Origin of the sequence: Ureibacillus sp. FSL W8-0352, assembly GCF_038004345.1 — a bacterium.
GTDB classification, from domain to species: Bacteria; Bacillota; Bacilli; order Bacillales_A; family Planococcaceae; genus Ureibacillus; species Ureibacillus thermosphaericus.
On sequence record NZ_JBBOQT010000001.1, the window covers coordinates 2,612,076 to 2,630,668 of the forward strand.

Genomic DNA, 18,593 nt, shown 5'->3' on the forward strand with positions numbered 1-18,593 from the left:
ACATTGAAACTTGTAAACACCTCAATTAAACGTCCAGTCGGCGTTATCATGTTTGTTATTTGTGCTATTCTATTGGGCTTTATCTCTTTAAGGGAATTGAAGGTAGAATTATTCCCGAAAATTGATTTGCCAATAGCGGTTATTGCTACAAGTTATCAAGGAGCTGCTCCACAAGAAATAGAAGAATTGATTTCAAAACCGATTGAATCAGCTGTAAGTACGGTAGAAGGCATGGATACAATTCAGTCAGTATCCAGTCAAGGAGCTTCTCTAGTACTAATGATGTTTGATTATGGTCGGGATATTGATGATGCGTTAATCGATGTTAGAGAAAAAGTCGATCAAATATCGGGGATGCTTCCAGATGGTGCAAATGATCCGATGGTAATGCGACTTGATCCAAATGCGACACCTGTAGTGACTGCAAGCCTCTCAGGAGATAATTTGGAAAAATTACAAGATATTGCAGAAAGTGATATTCAACCGGCAATTGAACGAGCGCCTGGTGTTGCCTCTGCTACCATTGTTGGTGGAAAAGAACGCGAAATTCGCATCAATTTGAATCAATCAATGCTGAAAAACTATGGACTAACAGGTTCACAAGTGATTGCTGCATTACAAGCGGAGAATCGTACAATCTCGGCAGGAACGGTTGAACAAGGAAATCAAGATGTGCAACTACGCGTTGTTGGAGAATATACATCCGTTAGTGATATTGAAAATACGCTCATCACTTTAAATAATGGTGATACCGTTCGCGTAAAAGACGTGGCGGATGTCGAAGATACATTTAAAGAAGTATCGTCAATTTCTAGAGTGGACGGTAAAGATACATTAATTTTCACCATTATGAAACAGTCGGATGCGAACACCGTTGAAACTGCAGAAGAAGTTAAAAAAGTTATTGAGAAATTGAATGAAAAATATACCGAACGAGGATTAGAAGTAAAAACGATTATGGATACGTCGGTGTATATTACTGCATCAATTGACTCAGTTCTAGATAACATGATTGTAGGGGGATCACTCGCTGCAATCATCCTATTACTCTTCTTAAGGAGTCTAAAAGCGACGTTAGTTATTGCCGTTTCAATGCCGATTTCCATTATTAGTACATTTACGTTAATGTACTTCACAGGAGAAACATTAAATATTATTTCGATGGGTGGACTGGCTCTCGGTATCGGGATGATGGTTGACAGTTCCATCGTTATATTAGAAAACATATACAAGAAGCGTTCGGAAGGATTATCGATTAAAGAGGCAGCATACCATGGTGCTTCGGAATTAGGCCCTGCTGTTATTGCCTCTACACTGACGACTGCAGCTGTATTCGTTCCAGTCGTATTCGTAGAAGGGCTTGCTTCACAAATTTTTCGTCCGTTAGCATTGACGGTTGTATTTGCATTGACAGCATCGCTAGTAGCTGCCATGACATTGGTGCCAATGCTATCAACGCAATTTATGCGTAATGTTCAAATCTCAGTAGATGAGAATAATGGACAATACTTCTTCAATCGTGTTTTAAACAAAATTAAAAATTTCTATGGAAAAGTACTAGAAAAGGCCTTACGTAGAAGGAAAACAGTTATTGCCATCGTAACTGCTGCTTTTGTGGGAAGTTTAGCTTTAATGCCAGTTGTGGGTATGGAGCTAATGCCTGCAACAGATAGCGGGCAAGTTTCAATTACTGCACAGTTGCAAAACGGTGCGAAGTTAGAGGAAACGGAATCTATCGTAGAGGAAATTAATGAACGGTTAAAAAACTTTGAAGATATAATTAAAGTGAATTATGTAAGTATTGGTGGTACTACAAATGGTATTACTGCAGGAAGTAAAAATGTGGCTTCCTATATGATTGAACTAGTTAGTTCATCGGAAAGGGATATTACTACTGATCAATTCATTGCTCAATTAAACGATTTAGTAAGTGATATTCCTGGGGCAGAAATTACTATATCGGAAAATAACCAGGGGATGTCCACTGGTTCACCAATCTCGCTTTCGATTTCAGGGGATAACTTAGATGTATTAACTGATTTAGGACAGCAAGTTGTTTGGATTTTAGAGGATATCGATGGAACATTGAATGTGAAAAGTTCGGTTGAAGAAGGAAGTCCAGAATTGCAAGTGGTTGTAAATCGTGAACTGGCTTCTGCTTTTGGGTTAAGTTACCAACAAATTATGAATGAAATCAATGTAGCGTTTAACGGTCAAGTGGCGACTAGGTATAAAGAAGATGGTAACGAATACGACGTAACGGTTGCTTTACCTGATGATAAAACGGAGACTGTTCGTGATCTAGAAACATTTGTCGTTCGGAATAATGAAGGGGAAGATATCCCGTTATCTGCAGTTGCTGAAATAGTGCCAGTACAAGGGCCTTCTCAAATTACTCGAAATAATCAAGAGCGTACAATTAACGTAACGAGTGATGTAATTGGACGAGATTTAGGAACGGTTTCTAAAGAAATTGAAGAGAAATTGAAACAAATCAATTTACCTGATGGATACGAAATTTCCATGGGTGGAGAAGTAGAAACGATGATGGAATCTTTCGTCCAATTAGGATTAGCATTAGTTTTAGGTATATTCCTTGTATATATGGTAATGGCTGTTCAATTTGAATCCATTACTTATCCATTTATCATCATGTTCTCCATGCCTACTATGGTGATTGGGGTAATATTAGGGCTACTCATTTCAGGATTACCGTTAAGTTTACCAGGTTTTATCGGTCTAATTATGCTTGCAGGGATTGTTGTAAACAACGGTATTTTACTTGTTGAATATATTAACATTTTAAGAAGAAATGGAATGGAACGAATGGAGGCTATTGTAGAAGCAGGGAAAAGCCGTATGCGTCCAATTTTAATGACAACACTCACTACGGTTTTAGCGATGATTCCGCTAGCCCTTGCAATTGGTGAAGGTGCGGAAAACCAACAACCAATGGCTGTAGTAGTTGTATTCGGATTAACTTCTTCTACAATCTTTACTTTAGTATTCGTTCCAGTTATGTATGTCGTGATTGATAACATATCAGAAAAAGTGAAAAACATCTTTAACAAAGATGATTCAGATAAGACTGGTAAACCGAAAAGAAGAATCTTCAAGCGCAGAAAAGCGAAAAATAAAGTCGTAGAAAAAGAGCTAGAAACAATCGGTGGAAAACCAGAGTTGACGTAAGTAAAAAAGCATATCTCTCGGATAGAGAGGTATGCTTTGTTTTTTATTTATGCTTTTTTCATAATAAAACTTAAATGACGTCCAGCCTTTTTATCTTCTCGATAAGAAAATCCTTGAGGATGCTTATAGGTGCATGTTGAGTCAATGGTAATCTGTTCAGACGGTATACCACTAAGTTCGCATTGTTTTTTAACCGTTTGTTGATTATCGATATGATATTTACCCGTTTCTTCGTTAAAATAAATAAATTCATTTGCATATCCTAAATTTTTAAATTTAGCATACACATCTTCATCAACTTCAAATTTTTCTTGGCTAATTGCACTACCGAGATGAACACGGAAATCTTTAATATCACATTGTTCGTTCTTTTGAATGTTTTCAAATACTTTTCTAGTTATCTCTTTCACGGTTCCTTGCCAACCAGAATGAATCACTCCTATAATGCCGCTTTTTTCACTATAAAAAATAATTGGAACGCAATCAGCTGTAAAAGTACAAAGGACGATGTGGGACTCTGTTGTATAAAGGGCATCGGTATTTGGAATGGCAGTATCTTTTGAAAGTGCTCCCCGTCCGCAATCTTTTTTTGTAACTTTATATACGTTATCGCTATGGGTTTGATTGGCACAAACAAATTGTTCGATATCGCAGCCGACGTATGCAGCAAGCTTTCGACGATTTTGAATGACATCTTCTTCATTTTCGCAAACATGAAGGGCCATGTTATGCTGTTCTAACTCTTTTTCATTTTTTAACGTGATGCCAGCAATAAATTTTTCGTTATTGAAATAAATTTTTGTTGTCATGTCTTCACTCCTAGACTCAGATCTGCATGGTAATTTTTATTATATATTGTTCTTTCAGTTGAGTCATAAAGTATGTAATTATGTTACAGAAAATATCGGGTGATGGTATGAAATAATTTCAATTTTAGAATTCAGATTATAAAGGGCAATAAAGCGTATTAGCCAATAGCTGGAGAAAGAATGATAGAAAGATGTAATGATAGTAATTGGAAAAAACTCATTCTTCAAAAAAGTGATAATAGGAGAATATTATAGTCAAACTGGTAAAAATATTTACAAAATGTACAACTAGTAAAAAGAAAATCCCTATTAGGAAAATGTTTATCTTCCTAAAAGGGTGTATAGCAAACCTAATTTTATTTAACTACTTTGGTAACGATGAATTAAATCGTTGTTTTGTCCTCTGGCAAATACATCTGTTCTATTTGGTCCCCAAGATACTGCTGCTGGTGCGCTTGTAATTTGAGTAGTGCCTAAGCTTACCCATGGTTCCCAACGAGTGCCATTCCAAGTTCTCTTAAACAATCGATTTCCTACGCCTCTTATAAAGACATCAAGATGGTTTGGACGCTTAGAAGAAACGGTTGGCGCACTTGTTAATGTACCGCCAAGGCTTTCCCAATCGCTCCAGCGGTTTCCGTCCCACCATTTATGAATTAAATCATTATTTACTCCTCTAGCAAAAACATCTATTCGATTTGGTCCCCAAGAAATCGCAGCTGGTTCAGAATTTAAATTTCCTCCGAGATCTTCCCAAGGTTCCCAATAAGAACCGTTCCAAGTCCTCTTATACAATCGATTTCCTGCGCCTCTTACAAATACATCTAATTGATTTTCACGTTGAGAAGATGCGCTAGGACCGCTTGTTAATGTGCCTCCAAGACTTTCCCAACTGCTCCAGCGAGTGCCATCCCACCATTTATGGTACATGGCATCATCTGTCCCTCTTACAAACACGTCAATTCGGTTTGGACCCCAAGAAACAGAGCCAGGAGCGGATGTTAATACGCCTCCGAGGCTTTCCCAATTGCTCCAACGGCTACCATCCCACCAAATATGGTATAACGCATTGTCACTACCTCTTGCAAATACGTCTAATCGATTGGGTCCCCAAGAACTTACACTAGGAGCGCTTAATAATGTTCCACCTAAACTTTCCCAATCGGACCAACCCTCTTCTGGCCTAGGTCCAGGTTCTGTAGCCGGTCGTTCACCGCGGATATAAGCTAAAGCCAATTCAATAGCTCGAATTAATATGCGATTTACTGTGCTTTCTGGGAAATTCATTGAACGGATAAAAAGTGGGAACCAAGGATTATCACGCTGGAACTGATTATAAATTTGGGTAGGAGTGCGATTTAAATTTTGTTGATTACGTAAGTACGAAATTGTTAGAAGCATGAGGGTATCAATCATTTGGGGATTTACACCAGCTTGCTCTAGCTGCGTATATAAGTTGCTATGCTCTGTGCGAATACGTTGTATCAATTCTTGCTCACTTGGTCTTTGTTGCGGTGTTTGTTGTACATATAAAGGATTGGGAGGGTAGTAATAATTTACAGGAACATATACGTAATAATAGGGATAGCCATTATACATGTTCATATGAATACCTCCATTTCTTTGAATAGTGTATGCGTAAAGAAAAAAAATGGGACTCAAATGATTCAAAAGAGCATAGTATTTTTGGCGCATAAAATTTAAGCATGGAAATAGGAGAACGGTTGGGAGTATCACGATAAAATTCATAATTTTTTATAGAAAATTTTGTAAAGGAAAAATATAAAAATTTGATAATATTAAAAGTTTGAATCGATAATAATATCAATTAATTATTAATTAAATATTTTGTATAATGCGAAATATTTAAATTTCCAAAAAAATCACACTAGACTAAATAAAAATAATGTTTTACAATACAGAAAGCTAATACATTTGAAATAGATATTGGATTGAAACCCTTTTCAGAAAATTATGAAATTAATATTCTGAAATAAGTGTTTTTATTTTCTGAAAAATCTAATATCTAATTAGTTTTTATTACAAAATCTAAATAAATGGGGGGAGTATTACATGGTGGAATCAAAAAAGACTAAAAGATTTGCCTCTCTTTTTCTAGCATCTTCTTTAGTTGTGGGAGCTTTAGCTGGTTGTAGTGGAGGATCTGGGGGTGACCAAGGAAGCAGTTCTTCATCAGACAATGGTTCTTCTTCAAACGGTGGAGATAGCGATGTAATTAAAATTGGTGCAAACCTTGAGCTTACTGGTGCTGTTGCTTCTTATGGTTCATCTATTGCACAAGGTGCAGAACTTGCGATTGAAGAAATTAATAATAACGGTGGAATCAATGGTAAGAAAATAGAATTTGTCAAAGTTGACAATAAATCTGAAAACGCGGAAGCAACATCTGCTGCTATCAGATTAGCAACTCAAGAAAAAGTAAACGTAATGATTGGCCCTGCAACAAGTGGTAACGTTCTTGCGACAGTTCAAATTGCGAACGACAATAAAATTCCGCTTGTTACAGCTTCAGGAACTGCGCCAAACGTTACTGAGAATGCAGATGGATCTATTAACGAGTATGTATTCCGTACATGCTTTATCGACCCATTCCAAGGAGTAATTGCTGCAAACTTTGCTACAAATGAACTTGGAGTAAAAAATGTAGCGATTTTTGCAGATAACTCTTCGGACTATGCGAAAGGTTTAGCAGCTGCATTCAAAGAACAAATTGAAGCAAATGGCGGACAAGTAGTTGCGGAAGCAGCGTATGTAGCGAAAGACACAGACTTCAAATCAACTTTAACAACTCTTAAATCTAAAAACCCAGAGTTTATCTTTATTCCGGGATATTATGAAGAAGTTGGTTTAATTGTTAAACAAGCGCGTGAATTAGGAATCGATGTTCCATTAATGGGTGCTGACGGATGGGATTCTCCAAAATTAGTTGAATTAGCTGGTGCTGAAAACTTAAACAACTCATTCATTATTAACCACTATTCATCTGAAGACCCAGATCCAAAAATTCAAGACTTCGTAAAAGCATTTAATGATAAATACGGTGAATCACCAAATGCTTTCCACGCTCTTGGATATGATACAGTTTACTTCATTAAAGATGCAATTGAGCGTGCAGGATCTGTGGATGGAGCAGCAATTAAAGACGCGCTTGCTGCAACAAAAAATATTTCGCTAGTATCTGGTACAGTCTCTGTGGATGAAAAGCATAATGCGGTGAAATCTGCAACAATTTTAGAGTATGTAGACGGTACACAAACATTTAAAACTAAAATTGAACCTTAATTTTACAAGAAAGGGGGGCACACCGCCTCCCTTTTCCCGTTCGTATCCCAAATTTCCAAATATTAGTTGAATGTTCTGAACTTTTAAGAATTGACAGATAAAATATTTGCTTCATAAAAGGAGTGTGACTTTATGGATTGGTTGCAGCAACTCATTAATGGTATTTCCTTAGGAAGTATTTATGCATTGATTGCGTTGGGGTATACGATGGTATACGGTATTATCAAATTAATTAACTTCGCCCATGGAGACGTTTTCATGCTTGGCGCATTTATCGGTTTTTTTGCCATCACTCGTTGGGAAATGGGTTTCATTCCAGCGTTAATTATAGCTATGGTTGTTTGTTCAATCATTGGTATGATCATCGAGAGGGTTGCTTATAAGCGCTTAAGAAATGCAACTCGAATTGCAGCGTTAACGACAGCCATTGGGGTATCGTTCTTAATAGAGTACACCATGATATTCTTTAGAGGAGCCACACCAGAGGCTTATCCTCAAGTATTACCGCAAACAAATATTAATATCTTAGGTGCGAATATAAACTCTCAAACTATTTTTATTCTTGTAGTTACAATCATTTTGATGATTCTTTTACAATTTATTGTTCATAAAACGAAAATTGGTAAAGCGATGCGTGCAGTTTCTCACGATGCAGATGCTGCGAGACTAATGGGTATTAACGTTGATAATACAATTTCGGCAACGTTCGCAATTGGTTCCGCTTTAGCAGGTGCAGCAGGAGTAATTTTCGGATCATATTACACAAGAATTGACCCATTAATGGGCGTTCTACCTGGTTTAAAAGCCTTCATTGCGGCTGTATTAGGAGGAATTGGAAGCATTCCAGGAGCGATGGTTGGAGGGTTTATTTTAGGAATCATTGAAACGATCGTCAGTGCTATAGGATTCTCGCTATGGCGCGACGCAGCAGCTTTCGTGATTTTGATCTTGATCTTGATTTTAAGACCAGCAGGATTATTTGGTAAAAACATCCGTGAGAAAGTGTAGGTGACTGGGGAAATGAAAAGATCAAAAGCCTTTTGGATTTATTTAGCAATTGCAATAGTGGTCTATGCAGTTGTACAAGTCATGTTTATGAATGGAATGCTGGATATCTATTACCAAAATATGCTCATTACGATATGCATTAACGTTATACTTGCAGTCAGTCTGCATATTGTTATTGGAATCACAGGGCAATTCTCCATTGGTCATGCAGGTTTTATGGCAGTAGGCGCATATATTAGTGCAATTTGTACAATGAAACTAGGGTTGCCATTTATTGTGGGAATCATATTAGCGGGGATTGTTGCCGCTGTAGCAGGTTTACTAGTCGGAGTACCTTCTTTAAGACTTAAAGGAGACTATTTAGCGATTGCTACATTAGGATTTGCTGAGATTATTCGAATTGTATTCTTGAATGTTGATTATGTTGGCGGAGCAGCAGGGATGGTTGTCAATCATGCTACAACTTGGACATATGCTTTTGTCGGTGCGGTTATTACAATCATGGTTATTTCTAATTTTATAAACTCTCGTCATGGACGCGGTTGTTTAGCTATTCGTGAAGATGAAATAGCAGCCGACGCGATGGGAATCAATACAACTTATTATAAAGTTGTTGCCTTTGTAATCGGTTCCCTTTTTGCAGGGGTAGCAGGTGCTTTATATGCACATAATTTCTATATTATTCAACCAACAGCATTCAACTTCTTAAAATCTTTTGAAATTCTGATTTATATCGTATTAGGCGGTTTAGGAAGCCTTTCAGGTTCTGTCATGGCAGCTATTTTCTTAACGGCAATTTCACAATACTTGCAAGCGTTCCCAGAAACGCGAATGATCATTTACTCTGTCGTATTGATTATCGTGATGTTATATCGTCCAACAGGATTGATGGGAACAAAAGAGTTAAAAGACTTATTTAAAGTAAAAAATAGAGGGGGGTCTGAAGCATGAGTAATCCTCTTCTGAAATTAGAAAATATTGGTATACAATTTGGTGGATTGAAAGCGGTACAAAATGTCAACATGTATTTAAATAAAGGAGAACTTGTTGGACTAATTGGACCGAATGGAGCAGGGAAAACCACAACCTTCAACATGTTAACGGGTGTATATGTACCAACAGAAGGTGAAATTACCTTTAATGGTCAAAGTATTAAGGGATTAAAACCATACCAAGTATCGCATAAAGGAATCAGCCGTACATTCCAAAATATTCGATTATTTAAGGATTTAACGGTATTAGATAACGTAAAAATCGCAAACCATCAACTTGCGAAACATTCAATCCTTTCTTCCATCTTGCGTTTGCCAACTCATTTTAAAGGCGAGGCAACTATGGAGAAAGAGTCTATTGAGTTTTTAAAAATCTTTGAGCTAGACGTTTATAAAGATGAATTAGCGAAAAACTTGCCTTATGGAATGCAACGACGTCTAGAAATCGCTCGAGCGTTAGCTGCTGGACCAAAGCTTCTATTATTAGACGAGCCTGCAGCGGGAATGAATCCACAAGAAACACAAGAATTGATGGATTTAATTGCATTAATTCGAAAAGAATTTGATTTAACAATTCTATTAATCGAGCATGACATGAGTCTAGTAATGGGAATCTGTGAAAGAATCTACGTTTTAGACCATGGTCAATTAATTGCTGAAGGAACATCGGAAGAAATACGTAACAATCCAAAGGTAATTGAAGCTTACCTTGGTGAGGAGGTCGTACACTAATGCTACAAGTAAATAATATTGATGTGTTTTACGGGAATATTCATGCATTAAAAAATATCTCCTTGGAAGTTAATGAAGGTGAGATTGTTACGTTAATCGGTGCAAACGGCGCAGGAAAAACTACTTTGTTGAAAACGTTATCTGGATTACTGAAACCAAAGCAAGGTACGATTACGTACAAAATGCAACAAATTGGTGGCAAACCAGCTCAAGCGATTGTGAAAAGTGGTATTTCTCATGTGCCGGAAGGACGCAGGGTTTTTGCGAATATGTCAGTAGAAGAAAACTTGGAGTTGGGTGCTTTTCTTAGGAAAGATCGCGATGGAATCAAAAAAGATTTAGACCATGTATTTGAACTATTTCCAAGATTAAAGGAACGAAGAAAACAATTGTCCGGTACTTTATCCGGTGGGGAACAACAGATGTTGGCAATGGGAAGAGCGATTATGGCAAGACCAAATTTACTATTGTTGGATGAGCCTTCAATGGGACTTGCCCCACTAATTGTTCAACAAATATTTGAAATTATTCAAACAATCAACAAAGAAGGAACAACTATTTTACTTGTTGAACAAAACGCTCATATGGCTTTATCGATAGCAGACCGAGCTTATGTTATCGAAACTGGAAAAATTGTATTGTCAGGAACAGCGAAGGAACTTCAAGAAAGTGAAGAAGTAAAGGCGGCATATTTGGGAGGAGTATAATAAAAAAGACTGTCCGAAAAGAGAAGAGAAACTTTTCGGTACAGTCTTTTTTTATCATTATGACTGAATAGCAATCTAATATTACCATTCAATATATTCAGGATATTTCATTTGAAGAGGTAATTCATGAATTTCATGTTTTGTGATATTGGCAGTGGCTAATATTTGATCCTTTAAAGCCAAGTATTCATCATCTTCCACCATTAATCGAATAGCAAAGGCACCTAAATGCTTTTTTCTTTCTTCAAATGTTAGCTTAAGATATTCTAAGTTTAAAATATCTACATATTGAGTTGCATAACGGAAGTATTTAGGCGATTTTGATAACATTAAGTGTATAAATACATTGTAATGTTCTTCAGGCAAATGTTCTTTTAAACATTCCGTAACAAGAGATTGGAATTTTCGAATGGATGTAGTATGTGGGTTCCATGGATTATTGTCTATAAATTCATTGTATAAATCGATGAAGTCGTTTAAAGCGAGTGCTGTAAAAATTAATTCAGGCCATAAAATTTCAACGGAGAAATATACATTTTTTTCAGGAGCAAGCGTGTCTTTTTTCTTTTCAATTCCTTTATGGATGCCGTTCGCTACAAACTCGATATTACATTCTCCTTGAGTTGCTTTCCGCAATTTAAGACAAACCCCTAATATACGTTGTCTCGCACCTCGGTAATCATAATATCTATTTTCATCTCCAATAACTTCGTAGATATTCTTAATTAACTCATCTAAATCCCAATAGTCACCACTAATTCGTCCCCCTGTTAAACGTTCAGTGCTTTGAATGGATAACATTTTTATCCCACCTTTTCTAGTCCGCAAAATCTATTACATATATTGTACCACTAGCATTGCACTAATTAAATCTGATGATTCAAAATACTAAGAATGTTCAATTTTTTATTGATTTCGAAACAAAAAAATCCTTTACAATGGAAGTACAGGTGGTTCCTGTCCAAATCCAATCGTAAAGGATAAACGTTATGGACAAGAATACACTAATTTCATCATTTGGTAAATGGGTTTCACCCATAAATATTCAAAAACTTAGCGAACAAGTCAAAGAATTGAAACAGGACTATTACACAAAAAAGCTGACAACAGAAGCCTATATTAAACTTTTATTGGTAGCCCAGCTGCTCGAATTTAAGAGCTTAGAGGAAATGAGTGATGCACTTGTAGACGAAGATCTTCAAAAAGCACTCGGATTTGAATCGATAAGTGCCTCTCAGCTATCCCGAAAAAACAATCAGATCAACCCACTAATTCTTGCAAATTTGTTCTTGGATCTTGTTTGGAAAATTCAACGGTACCATTATAAAACCGGAAAGAATATGCCACTGAAAATCATTGATTCAAGTACACTCCCGTTGAATTTGACCAATTATAAATGGGCAAAATTCCGTAAAACAAAAGCTGGTGTAAAGCTACACTTACGGCTCGTTTTCATGGATAAAGACACCGTCTATCCTGAAAAAGCAGTGATTACGACAGCAAAAGAACATGACCGAAATCAACTCGAAGTCCTAGTGGATGATAAAGAAGCCATGTATGTGTTTGACCGCGGTTATGTGGACTATGAACGTTTTGATCGGATGACAGATGATGGCTATTTCTTCGTTTCAAGACTGAAGAAAAACGCAGTCATTCGTGAAGTCTATACATTTTCACTTCCTGATGATTGTCACGTTCTATCCGATAAAATGGTCTACATTGGTACCACACAAAATCGTACTGAAAATGTCTTTCGTCTACTAGAAGTTATGGACACAAAAGGGAACTTACTTCGTTTCATCACCAACCGATTTGATTTAAAACCAGAAGAGATAAGTGATATTTACCGATCTCGCTGGGCTATTGAACTCTTTTTCAAATGGCTCAAGCAACACGTAGAAATTAAGCACTTTTATGGAATGAGTGAAACAGCTATTCAAAATCAAATTTTCTTAGCCCTTATCACGTATTGCTTACATGTTCTCATTCAATTGGAGATGAAAAGTAAGAAATCTCTACTTCGAATTACTCGTTGGTTAAAGAGAGCTCTGTGGAAACCAGCTTATGTTTGGTTGCGAAAATTTGATGGGCGAGCCAGTCCATAATCTCCCTTTTGTCGTTGTCGCTCTGGTTTAACTGTATATATTTACCAAATGGGCAGTGCCACCTTTCTTTAGGTTTTGTCTTTTTGGCACAAATTCACAAAAATTAATTAACAGAAAATTCTAACTATATTTATGCAATGCTAATGATATTGTACAATCTTTTAAATAGAAAAAACTATATATATCTTTGATTCTACTAGTTAATCGTTATTTATATAAAATACGGAAAATTGTAAAAATTTAAAATGGAAAGTTTATTTTTTTTCATTTTGGGGTATATAGTTAGCAAAGCTCACTCTAAAAAGGTCGTTTCATAGAGAAGTGTGACGAAGGAAAAAATAAAATATTTTTCAATATTAGAAATAATCTACTAATCTTTCGAATATATATTATTAGATACCTTTAGGAGTGAGTATGTTGTCATCAAGAAGTAAAGGTATAAAAATCAAAAATAGGGGGAGTAGGAAAATGTCTGTATTAACTGCTGCATATGCATTTCCAAATACTGAAGGAGCGATTGTAAACTTCAAGGAACGCTACGATAACTATATCGGAGGACAATGGACACCACCAGTTAATGGCGAGTATTTCGATAATGTATCGCCAGTAACAGGAAAAGTTTACACAAAGGTTGCTCGTTCCACAGCGGAAGATATTGAACTTGCCATCGATGCAGCTTACAATGCGAAGGATTCATGGGGCAAGACTTCCGTTGCAGAAAGAGCAAGAATCTTAAACAAAATCGCAGATCGCATGGAAGAAAATTTAGAATTGTTAGCAGTTACTGAAAGCTGGGAAAATGGTAAACCGGTTCGTGAAACTTTAAATGCGGACATACCTTTAGCTATCGATCATTTCCGCTATTTTGCAGGAGTGATTCGTGCGCAAGAAGGCGGTATTAGCCAAATTGATGACAATACTATAGCTTATCATTTCCAAGAACCAATTGGTGTTGTCGGGCAAATTATTCCGTGGAACTTCCCAATCTTGATGGCAGCATGGAAACTCGCACCAGCCCTTGCAGCAGGAAACTGTGTGGTTTTAAAACCTGCAGAACAAACACCAACTTCTATACTAGTATTAATGGAACTTATTGAAGACTTATTACCACCTGGTGTTGTGAATATTGTAAACGGTTTTGGTTTAGAAGCTGGAAAACCGTTAGCTTCCAATCCACGTATTGGAAAAGTTGCCTTTACTGGTGAAACAACAACAGGTAGACTTATCATGCAATATGCTTCACAAAATATTATTCCGGTTACATTGGAGCTTGGTGGGAAATCGCCAAATATCTTCTTTGAAGATGTAATGGAAGCAGACGATGAATTTTTAGATAAAGCAATTGAAGGATTTGTATTATTTGCTCTTAACCAAGGAGAAGTGTGTACATGCCCTTCAAGAGCATTAATTCAAGAATCCATTTACGATAAATTTATGGAACGCGCACTTGAGCGAGTAAAAGCCATCAAACAAGGTAACCCATTAGATCCAACTACAATGATAGGAGCTCAAGCTTCAACAGAACAAATGGAAAAAATTTTATCCTATATTGATATTGGTAAACAAGAAGGAGCAGAGTTGCTTATCGGTGGAGAACGCAACAATTTAGGTGGAGAATTATCAGAAGGTTTCTACATTAAGCCTACTGTATTTAAAGGTCATAACAAAATGCGCATTTTCCAAGAAGAAATCTTCGGTCCAGTAGTTGCTGTTACAACATTCAAAACGCAAGAAGAAGCATTGGAAATTGCAAATGACACGATGTATGGATTAGGTGCGGGAGTATGGACTCGCGATATTAATACAGCTTATCGAATGGGAAGAGGAATTCAATCTGGACGCGTATGGACAAACTGCTATCACCAATACCCAGCTCATGCAGCATTTGGTGGCTATAAAATGAGTGGAATCGGTCGAGAAAATCATAAAATGATGCTTGAACACTATCAGCAAACGAAAAACTTGTTAGTAAGTTATAGTCCAAATAAACTTGGTTTCTTCTGATTCTAAAATTTAGGAGGGATGGCGTTGGTAAAACGCGTTGTAGCAACAGACGCAGCCCTTGCCCTCATTGAACAATTAAAGAAAAAACATGGCCCAATTATGTTCCATCAATCAGGCGGTTGCTGTGATGGTTCTTCCCCTATGTGCTATCCTGAAGGAGATTTAATCATTGGTGATTCGGATATATTACTAGGGGAAATTGGTGAAGCAAAGTTTTATATTCATAAAACTCAATTTGAATATTGGAAACATACTCAATTAATCATCGATGTCGTTGACGGTCGCGGAGGTATGTTTAGTTTAGAAGGCGTTGAAGGTAAACGTTTCTTAACAAGGTCGAGAGCATTTACTTCTGAGGAGCTAGCAGAATTAAATAAGGTTGGTTAACATAAAATAATATATGGGGGAGCTTCAAGTATTGGAGTTCCCTCTTTATTTTGAAACATATCCTCCTTTCATTCGTAATAAGACTAGGAGTGATATGAAATGGATACAAATTTCCACATCAACTTTCAGAACAACTATAATCGAGTCGTAAATTTTTTTGGCAATGCCTATAATCAAAACTTTTTTATGTCTCTTGCAAGCAAATACACCCTTGAAAACAGAGAATTTAGCGGCGTCGCTTTGCAAAAAGTGGTAGATAGGATGGTGGAAAACTCTAACAAAGCAATACAAAGGAATTCTCCCGTCACCTATCATATTGCCGTTCAATTTTTAGGGCAGAATATAGATGGTTGCATGGAAAACCTATCGCAAAGGGATATGGCGTTAAAAGAAGCCGGATTTACTAAATCTCCTTTTCGACTGGCGGGCGCCATGATGCTGGAAGAAGACATTCTTCTTCACGCCAAACGAGCAAAAACTTTATATGATGAAATGCACAGAAAACAATACTTTTTAACTTCCAAAGAAGATATTCCCTATGTGGTTCTTTTGTCGAAAGGGATGGAACAACCGCATACGCAGGTGGATACGATTTTGCAATATTACCAAAGCCTAAGAAAGCAAGGATTTATGTTGGGCAACTCCCTTCAATGCCTTGCACAAATCTTAACGATGTATAGTTCCGAATATAACGAAATGTTGCTTCAGTATGTTGCCGAGCTGAAAAAGGGATTGAATCAGAAAGGAATCAAAATAAAACCGATTCATTATCCCTATATCGGGATTTTGGCGTTGAATGCAACAGATAATGAAAAAATTGATGAAATTGCGGAATTACATAAATCGTTAATGGAATTGAAAATTTTCCGTATGGCAAAGGAATTGGCGTTGATTGTTTCCATCCAGAAAATCATCAGTGAGCTGGTTGAAGTTCAAAATATGGTCAATATGAAAGATCATGCATTTCTCGAAAATTTGATTCATGTATTGTGTATAACACTGGATGTTTTGGATTTTGCATTAATACCGGGAAGTGCAGGCGATTTCTTCAATGTCTTCAGTTCTTAATGCACTCCAAAAAATGTTGGGAGTGATAAAATGGAAATAAATCATAATGGAGGTGTCCTACATGAAAGAAACAAAACTATGGATTAACGGTCAATGGGAGGAAGCAAAAGAAACGTATGAATTGACCGCTCCCTACACTGGTGAAGTGATTGCGAAAGTGGCAAAGGCTTCTGTTCAAGATGTGGAATGTGCAATTGAAGGCGCACATGAAGCGTTTCAAACGTTTAAGAAAACCACAGCCTATGAAAGAGCGGAAATTTTATATAAAGTTGTGGACATCATGCAGAAAAGAAAGCAGGAATTTGCAGAGATTCTTGCAAATGAAGCTGGAAAGCCGATTACTGCTGGACTGTCTGAATTGGATCGCACCATTTCTACATATCAATTTTCAGCTGAACTTGCAAAACACACTTTTGGCGAAACGGTGCCAATGGACGCAGCTCCCGGAGGAAAAAATCGTATAGGTTATACGAAACGAGTTCCCATTGGCGTTGTATCAGCCATCACCCCATTTAACTTCCCATTTAATTTAGTTGCGCATAAATTAGGACCCGCTTTTGCAGTTGGAAATACGGTTGTTCTAAAGCCAGCAACTCAAACACCTCTAAGTGCTTTAGTAATGGCGGAGATTTTTAAGGAAGCAGGACTTCCTGATGGTGCACTACAAATCGTGACGGGTTCGGGTGGAGAACTTAGCGATGTTCTTGTAACTCATCCTCTGGTGAAGAAAGTGACGTTTACAGGCAGCGGCGCAGTCGGAATGAAAATCAAAGAAAAGGTCGGATTGAGAAAAGTTACATTGGAATTAGGTTCCAATGCAGCTGTCATCATTGAACCAAGTACGCCATTTGAGAAAATCATCTCTCGCACGGTAAGCGGTGCTTTCGGCTTTTCTGGACAAGTATGTATTTCCCTGCAGAGAATTTTTGTTCATGAATCCATTTACGACCAATTTACAGAGGCATTCGTGAAAGAAACGAAAAAATTAAAATTAGGTAATCCATTTGACCCTTCAACAGATTTAAGCGCTATGATTCATCCGAAAGAAGTTGAGCGCATGAAAGAGTGGATTGAAGAAGCGAAATCTCAAGGAGCTAAAGTTGCGACAGGAGCTGAATTTACGGAACGTACGATGACACCAACTGTGATGGTGAACGTAAAACCAGATATGAAAATTATGTGTTTAGAAACATTTGCCCCAATTGTTTCGATTGTACCTTATAAAACATTAGATGAAGCCATAAAATATGTAAATGATTCCGATTTAGGTTTAAATGCTGGCATTTACACAAATGTTTTAACGGATGCTTTAAAAGCGGCGGATGAATTGGAAGCGGGTACTGTTGTAATTAACGATATCCCGACATTCCGTGTAGACAACATGCCGTATGGTGGTGTGAAAAATAGTGGATATGGACGTGAAGGAATAAAATACGCTATTCAAGAAATGACGGAATTAAAGTTTATTACGATTAAAACAGAATTTTAAAAGAAAAGTTGCAATACTCAACTGTATGAAATTAATATTATGTTTGCATAATAATTGCAAACTTCTCGGTAAAGCACACCATGTATTAGGAGGACAACAAATGAGTATTGCATACCCGATGAGCAGATCACGCTCAACTCAAACACGACTTGTATTACCCCCAGATACGAACCAGTATGGATCCATTTTTGGTGGGAAGATACTAGCATATATTGATGAAATCGCGGCAATTGCTTGTATGAAGCATACGAAAAAAGAAGTGGTAACCGCTTCTTTTGATTCAGTAGATTTCGTGTCCCCTGCATATGTTGGAGATATGTTGGAGTTAGAAGCAATTGTCACATCCACTGGAAGAACATCAATGGAAGTGTATGTGCGTGTTATGTCTCGCAACGTTAAAACAGGTGAAGAAAAATTGACAACCGAATCATTTGTTACGATGGTAGCAATTGATAAGGATGGAAAACCGACACCGATTCCAGCAATCTACCCTGAGACTGAGGAAGAGGAGAAGTTATATAAAGCGGGGGTAGAAAGACAAAGATTAAGAAAAGAAAAAAGAAAAAAGAATTAAAGTAAAAGAGGTCGTCATTCAAAAGTAAATTAGGTTGGGACAAAAACCGCCTCAAATAAAAAAACCGTAGACACTTTTAATGTCTGCGGTTTTTATACGTGCGCCCGGCATGTACATGAACTATAGGGTGTAAGTCCCGAACCCCGAAGACAGAAGTAGAGGTTAGCCAAGAGCAAGGGTGTCCGTGGTGACGCGGAATCTGAAGGAAGCTGGAGGCAAAACACCG

At 37.2% G+C, this 18,593-nt stretch carries 15 protein-coding genes; 12 read left to right on the plus strand and 3 right to left on the minus strand.

The window, feature by feature from the left end; translation table 11 throughout:
* Nucleotides 1–3: 3 nt before the first annotated feature.
* Nucleotides 4–3,189: an efflux RND transporter permease subunit gene (locus NST98_RS13130; RefSeq protein ID WP_340715298.1), complete on the plus strand. Its 3,186-nt coding sequence runs from the start codon at nt 4–6 to the stop codon at nt 3,187–3,189.
* Nucleotides 3,190–3,236: 47 nt separating this feature from the next.
* Here NST98_RS13130 and pgeF read toward each other — a convergent pair whose 3' ends face one another.
* Complete coding sequence (pgeF, locus tag NST98_RS13135; RefSeq protein WP_340715299.1) at nt 3,237–3,998, minus strand: peptidoglycan editing factor PgeF; 762 nt, start codon at nt 3,996–3,998, stop codon at nt 3,237–3,239.
* Between the two features lie 360 nt (nt 3,999–4,358).
* A complete protein-coding gene (locus NST98_RS13140; protein ID WP_340715300.1) occupies nt 4,359–5,603 on the minus strand; it encodes a sialidase in 1,245 nt (414 codons plus the stop codon).
* Nucleotides 5,604–6,071: 468 nt separating this feature from the next.
* On the opposite strand from NST98_RS13140, the gene NST98_RS13145 reads away from it, so the two are divergent.
* The 5 genes from NST98_RS13145 to NST98_RS13165 all read left to right on the plus strand — a co-directional run bounded on the left by NST98_RS13145 (nt 6,072) and on the right by NST98_RS13165 (nt 10,740).
* A complete protein-coding gene (locus NST98_RS13145) occupies nt 6,072–7,301 on the plus strand; it encodes an ABC transporter substrate-binding protein (RefSeq protein ID WP_016838510.1) in 1,230 nt (409 codons plus the stop codon).
* A gap of 132 nt (nt 7,302–7,433) precedes the next feature.
* Nucleotides 7,434–8,309: a branched-chain amino acid ABC transporter permease gene (locus NST98_RS13150; protein ID WP_340715301.1), complete on the plus strand. Its 876-nt coding sequence runs from the start codon at nt 7,434–7,436 to the stop codon at nt 8,307–8,309.
* Nucleotides 8,310–8,321: 12 nt separating this feature from the next.
* On the plus strand, nt 8,322–9,260 hold the full coding sequence (locus tag NST98_RS13155; RefSeq protein WP_340715302.1) for a branched-chain amino acid ABC transporter permease: 939 nt from the start codon (nt 8,322–8,324) through the stop codon (nt 9,258–9,260).
* A complete protein-coding gene (locus tag NST98_RS13160) occupies nt 9,257–10,033 on the plus strand; it encodes an ABC transporter ATP-binding protein (protein ID WP_016838513.1) in 777 nt (258 codons plus the stop codon). The genes NST98_RS13155 and NST98_RS13160 overlap by 4 nt, the downstream gene beginning before the upstream one ends.
* Nucleotides 10,033–10,740: an ABC transporter ATP-binding protein gene (locus NST98_RS13165; RefSeq protein ID WP_016838514.1), complete on the plus strand. Its 708-nt coding sequence runs from the start codon at nt 10,033–10,035 to the stop codon at nt 10,738–10,740. The genes NST98_RS13160 and NST98_RS13165 overlap by 1 nt, the downstream gene beginning before the upstream one ends.
* 81 nt (nt 10,741–10,821) lie before the next feature.
* Here NST98_RS13165 and NST98_RS13170 read toward each other — a convergent pair whose 3' ends face one another.
* The gene (locus NST98_RS13170; protein ID WP_340715303.1) at nt 10,822–11,541 is read right to left on the minus strand and encodes a DUF6904 family protein; all 720 of its coding nucleotides are present in this window, start codon (nt 11,539–11,541) and stop codon (nt 10,822–10,824) included.
* 188 nt (nt 11,542–11,729) lie between these two features.
* Here NST98_RS13170 and NST98_RS13175 point away from each other — a divergent pair, with 188 nt between their 5' ends.
* The 6 genes from NST98_RS13175 to NST98_RS13200 all read left to right on the plus strand — a co-directional run bounded on the left by NST98_RS13175 (nt 11,730) and on the right by NST98_RS13200 (nt 18,367).
* Entirely contained in the window at nt 11,730–12,845 is a 1,116-nt protein-coding gene (locus NST98_RS13175) for an IS4 family transposase (protein ID WP_096549683.1), read from the plus strand.
* A gap of 468 nt (nt 12,846–13,313) precedes the next feature.
* On the plus strand, nt 13,314–14,849 hold the full coding sequence (adh, locus tag NST98_RS13180) for an aldehyde dehydrogenase (protein ID WP_340715304.1): 1,536 nt from the start codon (nt 13,314–13,316) through the stop codon (nt 14,847–14,849).
* A gap of 24 nt (nt 14,850–14,873) precedes the next feature.
* A complete protein-coding gene (locus tag NST98_RS13185; RefSeq protein ID WP_340715744.1) occupies nt 14,874–15,236 on the plus strand; it encodes a DUF779 domain-containing protein in 363 nt (120 codons plus the stop codon).
* Between the two features lie 99 nt (nt 15,237–15,335).
* Nucleotides 15,336–16,304, plus strand: coding sequence for a DUF4003 family protein (locus NST98_RS13190; RefSeq protein WP_340715305.1), 969 nt, complete (start codon nt 15,336–15,338; stop codon nt 16,302–16,304).
* A 61-nt stretch (nt 16,305–16,365) separates the two neighbouring features.
* A complete protein-coding gene (locus tag NST98_RS13195) occupies nt 16,366–17,793 on the plus strand; it encodes an aldehyde dehydrogenase family protein (RefSeq protein ID WP_340715306.1) in 1,428 nt (475 codons plus the stop codon).
* A 100-nt stretch (nt 17,794–17,893) separates the two neighbouring features.
* On the plus strand, nt 17,894–18,367 hold the full coding sequence (locus NST98_RS13200) for an acyl-CoA thioesterase (RefSeq protein WP_340432644.1): 474 nt from the start codon (nt 17,894–17,896) through the stop codon (nt 18,365–18,367).
* The last annotated feature ends 226 nt before the right edge of the window (nt 18,368–18,593 follow it).